Origin of the sequence: Niveibacterium umoris, assembly GCF_014197015.1 — a bacterium.
Classification (GTDB): Bacteria; Pseudomonadota; Gammaproteobacteria; order Burkholderiales; family Rhodocyclaceae; genus Niveibacterium; species Niveibacterium umoris.
The window spans coordinates 2,683,301-2,693,602 of the sequence record NZ_JACIET010000001.1 but is presented as its reverse complement, the minus strand read 5'-3'; the positions used below and the strand labels follow the sequence as shown (position 1 = coordinate 2,693,602).

The window sequence follows — 10,302 nt, the reverse complement described above, 5'->3', positions numbered from 1 at the left end:
CGTCATTGATGTGGAGATGACGATATAACGCGAGGAGTTCTGGCAGGTCTGCTTCAGCGAGCGGTCGAATTTGCACAAAGATAGCGGGCTAACGTAAAAGTAACCGGCACCGGAGCGCCAGCGTAGGGAACCCCAATGCGCAGCATTGGGGTGTCCGGTTGACTGCCATGTTAGACATTGGCGGCACCATAGCGCAGGCGCCGACCGCCAGAAAACAGCCCCAAGACTGCAACGCCGAATGACAATAGGACAGCCGTCGAAGGTTCTGGTACGGCGGAAACGGAATAGGAGAACGCGGTATAAGCGAGATTCGTTCGTGTGACGAACTCAATTCGGTCTGCGGGTGATGGCAGTGTGGCTGCGACCGTTTGGCGGTCGGTTGGTTGTGACCAGTAGTGCCCAAAGAAATAGCTGGAGGATACGAGGCTTCCTGCGGAGTACGCATTGACCCAGCCCCAAATGTCATTAATTCTGTTCGGTTCGTCATTGAACTGCACCACGGCCTCGAAGGAAGAGAGGCTGAGATCTTTGTCTCGCAACGTAAGCGTGGCTGTTTGATAGTTTGCGTCGGATACGAGGCGATATCCGTCGCAGCAGGCGGACGGGCCAGACGGAGCTTCTTGTATGCGCCACTGTCCTGGCGCAAGCGATAAGCCCCCAAGGACGTAGCTTCCGTCGGCTTGACGAAGGGCAGTGGTGGGGGAAACTGCAATGTGAGTCATGTCTGCAACCGCTGAATTCGTGAATGCAATAGCGATTGTGGCGATGGCGAGCAAGCGAAGCAGCGGCATTGGAGAGCTCTCTAAATGTCTAACGTGGAAGTAACCGGCACCGGAGCGCCAGCGAAGGGAACCCAAATGCGCAGCATTTGGGTGTCCGGTTGACTGCCTTGTTAGCCGCGCAACCGCTGCCCGATTGAGCAACTGAGCGGCGGGCCGAAGGCACAAGGCGCCGTGTAAATTGAACCGCACCGCCAACAGCGCCCGCAAGGGAAAAAGCCCTCACTCTTGCGCCGGCCAAAAAGTGCGTTGGCATGCGAACCGCAAGCCCGAAGAGCCCCAAACCGGAAGAACTCAAACCACCGCCAGCAGCTGACGGCGCCGCACTCGAAGCCGACACCTGACGAGTGCACGCAAGCCTTGCAGTGTGATGACCGTTGGCGCAGGAGAGGCGCTGCGGCGCCCCGGAACCAGCGCCGCGCCGAAGCAGCATTTCAAGAATTGACCACACGAAAAGAAAGCAATTCAAGGCGAGTGGCTAACGTGGAAGTAACCGGCACCGGAGCGCCAGCGGAGGGAACCCAAATGCGCAGCATTTGGGTGTCCGGTTGACTGCACTGTTAGAGCGGTGCGGAGAATGTTTGTTAATCGGGTTGTTCTTCATTGAACTGTGCTTTGTCGATCTCGGCTCCAGGAAGTGGCGAAGTGGCGCCGCCAAAGACGGCAAACGATACGACGCCGTAACCTTTCCCGCTGAGGTTGTCTTTCCAAAGCAACTTACCTTTCAGGAGATCAAAGCAGTAGATCTCTCCGTAGCAGCCGGCGAAGAGTTTGTCGCCGTCGACAAGCGTTGTAACGAAGCCAGAACCATTAGCCCAAAATGTGCGCTCGAATTGGTACTTCCAGAGCGGCGCGCCGGTGTCTTTCCGGAACGCAAGCAAGTAGCCTCTCGTGCCTACGACCAAAATCTCAGATGGCGATAAAGACATAAGAGCTCTAACGTGGAAGTAACCGGCACCGGAGCGCCAGCGGAGGGAACCCAAATGCGCAGCATTTGGGTGTCCGGTTGACTGCACTGTTAGAGCGGTGCGGAGAATGTTTGTTAATCGGGTTGTTCTTCATTGAACTGTGCTTTGTCGATCTCGGCTCCAGGAAGTGGCGAAGTGGCGCCGCCAAAGACGGCAAACGATACGACGCCGTAACCTTTCCCGCTGAGGTTGTCTTTCCAAAGCAACTTACCTTTCAGGAGATCAAAGCAGTAGATCTCTCCGTAGCAGCCGGCGAAGAGTTTGTCGCCGTCGACAAGCGTTGTAACGAAGCCAGAACCATTAGCCCAAAATGTGCGCTCGAATTGGTACTTCCAGAGCGGCGCGCCGGTGTCTTTCCGGAACGCAAGCAAGTAGCCTCTCGTGCCTACGACCAAAATCTCAGATGGCGATAAAGACATAAGAGCTCTAACGTTAAGTAGACCCCAAATTTTCCATTTATTGTGTTATCGGGCGTGTCGGATAACACGGCAATGGGATTCTCGGGGTTGTTAAATCAGGCTTCTGTGTCTGATAACACCGAAGCCTATGTCGGATAACAACTTTGCGACTTCCGCTGTGTCTGCGACCAATGAAGAGCCTCGTACGCAGCCGCGTTTGCTTGACATGGTGCGCGAGCGTCTTCGGGTCAAGCATTACAGCCTGAGGACCGAGACGGCTTATGTCGCTTGGATCAAAAGATACATCGTTTTCCATGGCCGCCAGCACCCGAGCGGTCTCGGTAAACGTGAGGTCGAGGCTTTTCTCACGCATCTGGCCACCGAACGCAATGTCGCCGCCGCGACGCAGGGGCAGGCACTGGCCGCGATCCTGTTCTTGTATCAGGAGGTGCTGGGGCAGGTCTTGCCTTGGTTTGACGATGTGGTCCGCGCCAAGCGTCCGGCACGCTTGCCGACCGTGCTCACGGTGGATGAAGTGCGCGCGCTGATTCAGGCGGTGGCGGATCCGGAACTGAGCCTTGTGATACGCCTGCTTTACGGCACCGGAATGCGCTTGCTGGAAGGGCTGCGCCTGCGGGTGAAGGACGTCGATCTGGCACGCGGCGAACTGATCGTTCGCGACGGCAAGGGTGGCAAGGATCGGGTGACCATGCTGCCGCGCTCGCTGACGCCGCTGATGCGCAGCCGCATCGCCGATCGCTTGGCGCTGCATGCACAGGATCTGCAAGACGGGCGCGGCACCGTATGGTTGCCGGATGCGCTGGCAGTGAAATATCCGGCCGCGGCGTCGGCGCCCGGGTGGCAGTACGTCTTTGTGGCGAAGGGGTTTTCGCTGGATCCGCGCAGCCATGCGGTGCGTCGTCACCATCTGGATGAGAAGCGGGTGCAGCGCGCGGTGCGGGACGCCGCCCGCTCGGCGGGGATTCTCAAGCCGGTGTCGCCTCACTCCTTGCGCCATTCGTTTGCGACACATCTGCTCGAATCCGGCCAGGATATCCGCACGGTGCAGGAATTGCTGGGGCACAAGGATGTGTCGACCACCATGATCTACACCCACGTGCTCAATCGCGGCGGCTTCGCTGTGACCAGCCCGCTCGATCGCCTTGGCTGAAATGTACGGCGATCCGGTGTGACTGCAGCGCGCGGGTTTGGCGATCACTGGGCGTGCAGGGCCCGATCGCCCGTTCCGGCTCGCAAGCAAAGGCGGGGGCGGGAAGACGCCGCCACTGATCGATACGCCGGCTTTCGCGCCGCGCTGGGGTGCGCAACAATTCGGCTGTGATGCGCCAAGGTTCTCTGCCATTCCGACACGCCGCTGCGCTGTTTACCGCGCTACTGGCTGCTCAGCACTTGCGGGCCGACGACGAGCCGGTCGCGAATGTCGCTGCGGTGCAGCGCGATCCCTGGCGTTTCCAGTTCAAGCGCCAGAACACCGACCGCGGCACGGCCGATGAATCAACCCGCAGCACGCTGCGCCTTGAGTACTTCCCCGCCGCGCATCTGTCGCTGCTGCGGCTGGATGTGCCGCTTCCCGATGCCGACACCAGCTACAGCGGCAAGCCGCTCGATCCGCACCTCGGCGACATCAAGCTGCGCGTCGATCTCCAAGCCGTGGAAGTCGTTGACCTGCCACTCACCGCATACGCCGAACTCACCCTGCCGACCGCAGACCCGGCCAGCCTTGGCAGCGGCAAGTACCAGATCGCGCCTGCGCTGCGTACGCGTTTGCCGGCCGGCGCCTACCGCATCGACGACAGCAAGCACGCGTTGACCCTCGGCGGCCTGGTGCAGCAGGTTGTCTCATTCGCAGGTGATGAGAGCCGCAAGGACATCAACTACACCAAGCTCGAAGCGAGCCTCACCGACGGCTGGGGCGACGGCCGGTTCGTGAAGCTCACGATCAAGCCGGTGGTCGACTGGGAACAGGACGGCAAGAGCGGCGCCACCGCCGAGCTGGAAGGCGGCTTGCGGCTCGCGCCGGCATGGGAAGCGGCGCTGATGGGCGGTGGTCTGCTGTGGGGCAGCGGCGTGCCCAACACCTACCGGCGCCGGATCCAGTTCACGCTCGCTTACCGGTTCTGACGGCCGGCCGACTGGCGCCTATGCTGAATACAGGCGCCGGCATGGTCGCGGGGGCGACGTGCCGGACGCGCGGAGGCGGCCATGTCCGACCCGGTGGCGCGCGGCGATCCAGTGGCAGCGCGCGCGCTTGAGATCACCGCAATCCTGTTGCGCGAGACGCATCCGGGGCGCGATGTCGTCGTGAGTCTGGACAGCGGTTTTACCCGCGACCTCGACCTCGATAGCCTCGCACGGGTCGAACTGATCGGGCGCCTCTCGGGTGCCCTTGGCCTGCATTTCCCGGACCAGGCCTTCGCCGAGGCCGATACCCTGCGCGAGCTGCTGCGTTGGGGCAGCGACCCGACCCGAACGGCGCTTGCGGCACCCACCACCACGCTCGGCGCAGGCCGCACGGTGTCGCTGCCGTCGCACGCGCTGACCCTGGTGGATGCGCTCGAATGGCGTGCGCAGCGCGAGCCCGATCGGGTGCATGTGATGCTGCTTGGCGAGCAGGGCAACGAGACATCGCTGCGCTACGGTGAGCTGTGGCAGCGTGCATGCCAGGCTGCGGGCGGGCTGGTGGCGCAGGGGCTGCGCACAGGCCAGACGGTGGCGCTGATGCTGCCCACCGGCCGCGATTACCTCACCAGCTTCTTCGGTGTGCTGCTTGCCGGTGGCGTACCGGTACCGATCTACCCGCCGGCGCGTCTGGCGCAGATCGATGAGCATGTGCGGCGCCACGCAACGATTCTCGCGAATGCGCAGGCGAGCCTGCTGATCACCGTGCCCCAGGCGCGCGCGGTTGCAGCAAGGTTGCGCGTGGCGGCCCCGAGTATCTCGGCGGTGCTGGCGCCGGATGCGTTTGAAGGCCACGCGCCGCTGGTGCGCCGCGCCGCCGGCGATGCGCTCGCCTTGCTGCAATACACCTCGGGCAGCACCGGCGATCCGAAAGGGGTGGCGCTCACCCACGCGAACCTGCTCGCCAATCTGCGGGCGATGGGCAGGGTCTGCGCGGTCACCGCCGAAGATGTGTTCGTATCCTGGTTGCCGCTGTATCACGACATGGGCCTGATCGGCGCGTGGCTCGGCGCGCTGTACCACGGCTTCCCGCTGGTGCTCATGTCGCCGCTGGCGTTTCTTGCGCGCCCCCAGCGCTGGCTCGAGGCGATCAGCCGCTACCGTGGCACCCTGTCGGCCGCACCGAACTTCGCGTACGACTTGTGTGTGCGCAAGATCCCGGATGCCGACCTGCCGGGGCTCGATCTGTCGTGCTGGCGCTATGCCTTCAACGGCGCCGAACCGGTGAGCGCGGCGACGCTGGATGCCTTCGCCACCCGCTTTGCCGCAGCCGGTTTCCGGCGCGCTTCGCTCGCGCCGGTCTATGGTCTGGCCGAATGCTCGGTCGGGCTCGCCTTTCCGCCCGCTGGTCGTGGGCCGCGTGTCGACCGCGTCCGCGCCGGTCGCTTTGCTGCCGAGGGGGTCGCCGAGCCCGCGCAGGCGGGGGACGACGCCTTGCAGATCCCCGCCTGTGGTCGGCCGCTGCCCGATCACGAGGTGCGCGTTGTCGACGTTGATGGCCACGAGTTGCCGGAGCGGCGCGTCGGGCGTCTCGAATTCCGTGGCCCTTCGGCGACCGCCGGTTACTACCGCAACGCGGCCGCGACCGCACGGCTGATCCGGGATGGCTGGCTGGATTCCGGCGACATGGCCTACCTCGCCGACGGCGAAATCCACCTCACTGGCCGCGTCAAGGACATGATCATCCGCGCGGGCCGCAACCTCTACCCCTACGACCTGGAACAGGCAGTCGGTGCCTTGCCCGGCGTGCGCCGCGGCTGCGTCGCGGTCTTCGCCTGTGCGCCAGCGGGGGGCGGCGGCGAGCGCCTGGTGGTGCTGGCCGAAACCCGTGAGCAAGCGCCCGCTGCACGCGCGGCCCTGCAGCGGCACATCGCCCAGTGCGCGCGCGATGTGCTGGGCGAGCCGGCCGATGACATCGTGCTGGCGCCGCCGCATGCGGTACTCAAGACATCGAGCGGCAAGATCCGCCGCGCCGCCACCCGCGACCGCTACCTCAGCGGCGGCCTGGCGCCGCGCGATCTGCCGGTGTGGCTGCAGGCGGTGCTGTTGCAGCTGCAGGCCGTGCACGCGCAGCTGCGCCTGGGCTGTCGACGTGTTGCGCGGCGCCTGTGGGGGTATCGGGCGCTTGTGTGGTTCGCGCTCATCGCGGCCCCGGTGTGCGTGTGTGTGGCCGTGCTGCACGCGCCCGCCGCCTCGCGCCGGCTGGTACGCCATGGCGCGCGCCTGTGGCTGCGCTTGAGCGGCATCCGCCTCGACGCGCCAAGGTCGCTCGATGCGCCGCCCACTGCGCAGGTGCTCGTCTGCAACCACGCGAGTTACCTCGATGGCCTGCTGCTCAGCGCGACGCTGCCGCCCGATTACCGCTTCGTTGCCAAGGCCGAACTCGCCCACCAGCGGATTGCCGGGCACCTGTTGCACGGGCTCGGCGCGCTCTTCGTCGAGCGGGGCGATGCGCTGCGCGGCGCCGAGAACGTCGATGCGCTGGTGGCGGCGTTGCAGCAGGGCGCACGGCTGGTGATCTTTCCGGAGGGCACTTTCTCACGCGCGGCAGGGCTGCGCGCGTTTCACACCGGGGCGTTTCTCGCTGCGACCCGCGCGCAGGTGCCGGTGGTGACATGCGCCCTGCAGGGCAGTCGCGCGCTCTTGCGCGATGGCACCTGGGTGCCGCTGCCCGGAACGCTGCGCTTTGTGCAGGGGGCCAGCTTGCGGCCGTCGGGTCACGACTGGGCCGCCGCGATGGCGCTGGCGCAGGCTGCGCGGCGCGAAGTGCTCGCCCTGTGTGGCGAACCGGACCTGGACGCCGGCTGAAGCTGCGCACAGCGGCGGTGCTACAGTCCTGCCATGTCCGAACTCGCCCTGACCCTGCCCGAGCCGGCGCGCGTGCTGCTCGATTCCAACACCGTGCTCGCCCTCTGGTTGTTTCGCGACCCCAGGCTCCCGCTGCTGCGCGCGGCCTGCGAGGCGGGTCGCTTCACGCTGCTGGCACGCGAAGAAACGCTGGAAGAGCTTCGCCGCGTGCTCGCCTATCCGCAGTTTTCGGTTGCTGCGGAAGAACAGGCACGCCTGCTCGGCGAATACCGGGAACGGGTCGAGCTGGTGCCCCCGATCGAGCCGGAATACCTGCTGCCCAAGTGCCGCGACGCCGACGACCAGAAGTTCATCGAGCTGGCCTTTACCGCGGGCGCGCACCTGCTGCTCAGCCGCGACAAGGCCGTGCTGCGGCTGGCCCGGCACCGCCTGCTGCGCGATCGCGTTGCGATCGTCACGCCGGAGCGTTTCGAGCACTGGCTCGCCCAGTCAGCCTAAGCCGAGGGGCGGCGGTTTCACCTTGGCGCCGCGGCGCTGCGCACCGCTGGCGGCAGCACCCAGCGCTTCTGGTCTTCGGGGTTGGCGACCTGATCGACGTCCGGGTTGTCGAGCCGGATGATCGTGCGCTCGGCCAGGTGCGCACGCTTCAGCGAGTCGGCGAATTCCTTCTGGAAGATTGCCTCGTACGAGCCGTCGGCGATCGCCCGTTCGAGCCCGCGCTGGATGCGCTGGGCCAGCGCGGTGTTGCCCTTGCGCACCATGAAGTAGTCCGGCATCGGGTAGTACAGCGCCAGCGTGTCTTCGACCGTCAGATCGGGGAAGCGCAAAGCGCGCGGCTCCACCTCGCGGAAGGGTTCGTGCACGCCGCGCGGGAAGTAGTCGAAACGGCCCGCCGCAAGCTGCTCGAAGATCTCTTCGTAGGTGGGCGGCGTGACAACCCGCAGGCCATTGCTCTCGAGCACCTTGGTGTCCTGCCAGTCCCTCAGCTGCGCCGCAGTCAGGGGCTTGAGGTCTTGCAGGCTGTGGATCGTGGCATAGCGCGGCGCCAGCTTGCGGTTGATGATGAAGAGGCGGATGCCGAGGATGCCCTTGCGGATGCAGATCGGCACGAAGTCAAAGCGCGGGGTGAGCTCGCGCCGCGGCGGATAGTTCGCCACGTCGATCAGGCCGCCGCGTTCGATTTCGGCCCGGATCCGCGCGTTGGTCATCGGCTCGGTGGCCTGCACCGCGCGCGCCGGGCCATCTTCCGCGGCGGTCTTGTCGAGTGCCAGTTGCAGCACGCGAACCGGGTAGTCGTAGCGGAAGTCGGTCGGGTTGTCACCGCGCGGATAGCGCACCACGGTTTCGCCGGCGGCTGCGGAATGCGCCGCAAGCAGCGCGGTGGCCAGCAACAGGCAGGCAGATAGCAGACTGCGGGTGACGTGTGGCACGACGAGTCCCTTTCTTCAGTGGGGCGATTTCTGCGCTGTTTCCACCATAGCACCGTCGCGGCTTTCAGTCCTGCAGGGCGCGTGCAAGCAGCACCGCAAAGTCCGCATTGGCCGGCAGCGTGCCGAAACTGTAGCCCCAATCGCCGGCCAGCCGCGCACGGCAGAAGGCGTCGGAGATGCCCTCTGGCGCGTGCAGCAGCAGCAGGGCGCCCTGCACCGCGAGCACGATGTCCTGCGTGAGCCGCCGCGCTCCCGCTTCTCCGCAGGTGGGCAGGTCGCGCAGCCGAGCCAGCAGGCGTGCCGCAAAGGCGTCGAAGTGCGGGTTGCGTCCGCCTGCCGGCGCAAGCTCTGCCGCCAGCGCGTCGGCCGCGGCGTGGCTACGGCCGAGCGCGCGCAGAACATCCAGACACATCACATTGCCCGAGCCTTCCCAGATCGAGTTGACCGGCATCTCGCGGTAGATGCGGGCATGCACGCCGGTCTCGACATAGCCGTTGCCGCCCATCACTTCCATTGCCTCGGCGGCGAGTTCCGGCCCGCGCTTGCAGATCCAGTACTTGGCGGCGGGCGTGAGCAGGCGACGCAGGTGCGCCGAGGCATCGTCGGTGTCGTCGAACATGCGCGCCAGCCGCAAGGCCAGCGCGATCGCCGCTTCTACTTCCAGCGCCAGGTCCGCCAGCACGTTGCGCATCAGCGGCTGATCCACCAGTCGCGCGCCGAAGGCGCTGCGGTGGCGGGCGTGATGCAGCGCGCGGGTCAGCGCCTGGCGCATCAGGCCGGTGCTGCCGAGCACGCAGTCGAGCCGGGTGTAGGTGCCCATTTCGAGTATCGTCGGCACGCCGCGTCCGGCCTCGCCGAGCAGCGTGCCGTAGGCGTCATGGAACTCGACTTCGGACGAGGCGTTCGAGCGATTGCCGAGCTTGTCCTTCAGGCGCTGCACCAGCACCGGGTTCTTGCTGCCGTCCGGCCGCCAGCGCGGCACGAAGAAACACGACAGCCCGCCCGGCGCTTGTGCCAGTACGAGGTGCGCATCGATCTGCGGGCAGGAAAAGAACCACTTGTGGCCGTTCAGCACGAAGGCGCCATGCCCGTCGGGTTCGGCCCGCGTGGTGTTGGCGCGCACGTCAGAGCCGCCCTGCTTCTCGGTCATGCCCATGCCGATCAACCCGCCGCGCTTGAGCGCAAAGGGCAGGTCGCGTGGGTCGTAGTCGCGCGAACACAGCGTCGGCAGCCAGTCGCGAGCCAGCGCCGGATCGCGCGATAGGGCCGGAATCGCGCCGTAGGTCATCGTGGTCGGGCACAGCGATCCGGCCTCGACCTGCGCCTGCATCAGGTAACCGGCCGCGCGTGCGGCGTGGGCGCCCGGTCGCGGTTCGGCCCAAGGCGCCGCGTGAAAGCCGCGCGCCACGATGCCGGCCATCAGCGTGTGCCAGGCGGGGTGGAACTCGACCTGGTCGACGCGGTGGCCGCGGCTGTCGAAGGCATGCAGCAGCGGTGCATAGGCGTTGGCGAGGCGGCCGGCCTCGAAGCTCTCGACACGGCCCAGCACGGTGCCGGTCTCGCGTAGCTGCTTGATGGCCCAGCCCGCGCCTTCGCGCGCGGCAGCTTCCTGCAGCGCAGGGTCGGCGTCGAACAGGTTGTAGTCGCCAAGCTCGGGCGACTGGTTCGTCACGTCATGGGTCGGCCAGCGCATCGGGGTGCCTCGCGGTTGATCAACGCA

The 10,302-nt window shown here is 65.8% G+C and carries 9 protein-coding genes; 4 read left to right on the top strand and 5 right to left on the bottom strand.

Going from position 1 to position 10,302, the window contains the following annotated elements; translation table 11 throughout:
* Window positions 1-170 precede the first annotated feature (170 nt).
* The 3 genes from GGR36_RS12065 to GGR36_RS12055 all read right to left on the bottom strand — a co-directional run bounded on the left by GGR36_RS12065 (window position 171) and on the right by GGR36_RS12055 (window position 2,118).
* Complete coding sequence (locus GGR36_RS12065) at window positions 171-791, bottom strand: PEP-CTERM sorting domain-containing protein (protein WP_183634828.1); 621 nt, start codon at window positions 789-791, stop codon at window positions 171-173.
* Window positions 792-1,363: 572 nt separating this feature from the next.
* Window positions 1,364-1,795 (bottom strand): outer membrane protein assembly factor BamB family protein, encoded by a 432-nt coding sequence (locus GGR36_RS12060; RefSeq protein ID WP_338086668.1) that lies wholly within the window; start codon window positions 1,793-1,795, stop codon window positions 1,364-1,366.
* Between the two features lie 26 nt (window positions 1,796-1,821).
* On the bottom strand, window positions 1,822-2,118 hold the full coding sequence (locus GGR36_RS12055) for an outer membrane protein assembly factor BamB family protein (RefSeq protein ID WP_183634827.1): 297 nt from the start codon (window positions 2,116-2,118) through the stop codon (window positions 1,822-1,824).
* A gap of 205 nt (window positions 2,119-2,323) precedes the next feature.
* Here GGR36_RS12055 and GGR36_RS12050 point away from each other — a divergent pair, with 205 nt between their 5' ends.
* The 4 genes from GGR36_RS12050 to GGR36_RS12035 all read left to right on the top strand — a co-directional run bounded on the left by GGR36_RS12050 (window position 2,324) and on the right by GGR36_RS12035 (window position 7,650).
* Window positions 2,324-3,316, top strand: a complete 993-nt coding sequence (locus GGR36_RS12050; protein WP_476739192.1) for an integron integrase — start codon at window positions 2,324-2,326, stop codon at window positions 3,314-3,316.
* Between the two features lie 170 nt (window positions 3,317-3,486).
* Window positions 3,487-4,287, top strand: coding sequence for a hypothetical protein (locus GGR36_RS12045; RefSeq protein WP_183634826.1), 801 nt, complete (start codon window positions 3,487-3,489; stop codon window positions 4,285-4,287).
* 81 nt (window positions 4,288-4,368) lie between these two features.
* On the top strand, window positions 4,369-7,152 hold the full coding sequence (locus GGR36_RS12040) for an AMP-binding protein (RefSeq protein ID WP_183634825.1): 2,784 nt from the start codon (window positions 4,369-4,371) through the stop codon (window positions 7,150-7,152).
* Window positions 7,153-7,185: 33 nt separating this feature from the next.
* Window positions 7,186-7,650, top strand: coding sequence for a putative toxin-antitoxin system toxin component, PIN family (locus GGR36_RS12035; protein ID WP_183634824.1), 465 nt, complete (start codon window positions 7,186-7,188; stop codon window positions 7,648-7,650).
* A 17-nt stretch (window positions 7,651-7,667) separates the two neighbouring features.
* Here the strand turns inward: GGR36_RS12035 and GGR36_RS12030 are convergent, their stop codons facing one another.
* Both GGR36_RS12030 and GGR36_RS12025 read right to left on the bottom strand, forming a co-directional pair.
* Window positions 7,668-8,582 (bottom strand): transporter substrate-binding domain-containing protein, encoded by a 915-nt coding sequence (locus GGR36_RS12030; RefSeq protein ID WP_183634823.1) that lies wholly within the window; start codon window positions 8,580-8,582, stop codon window positions 7,668-7,670.
* Between the two features lie 64 nt (window positions 8,583-8,646).
* Window positions 8,647-10,275, bottom strand: a complete 1,629-nt coding sequence (locus GGR36_RS12025; protein ID WP_183634822.1) for an isovaleryl-CoA dehydrogenase — start codon at window positions 10,273-10,275, stop codon at window positions 8,647-8,649.
* Window positions 10,276-10,302: the final 27 nt, after the last annotated feature.

Excerpts from the sequence above, each read along its gene's own strand:
- GGR36_RS12025 (WP_183634822.1), bottom strand. The coding sequence starts at position 10,275 with ATGCGCTGGCCGACCCATGACGTGACGAACCAGTCGCCCGAGCTTGGC.
- GGR36_RS12040 (WP_183634825.1), top strand. The coding sequence starts at position 4,369 with ATGTCCGACCCGGTGGCGCGCGGCGATCCAGTGGCAGCGCGCGCGCTT.
- GGR36_RS12065 (WP_183634828.1), bottom strand. The coding sequence starts at position 791 with ATGCCGCTGCTTCGCTTGCTCGCCATCGCCACAATCGCTATTGCATTC.
- GGR36_RS12045 (WP_183634826.1), top strand. The coding sequence starts at position 3,487 with ATGCGCCAAGGTTCTCTGCCATTCCGACACGCCGCTGCGCTGTTTACC.
- GGR36_RS12035 (WP_183634824.1), top strand. The coding sequence starts at position 7,186 with ATGTCCGAACTCGCCCTGACCCTGCCCGAGCCGGCGCGCGTGCTGCTC.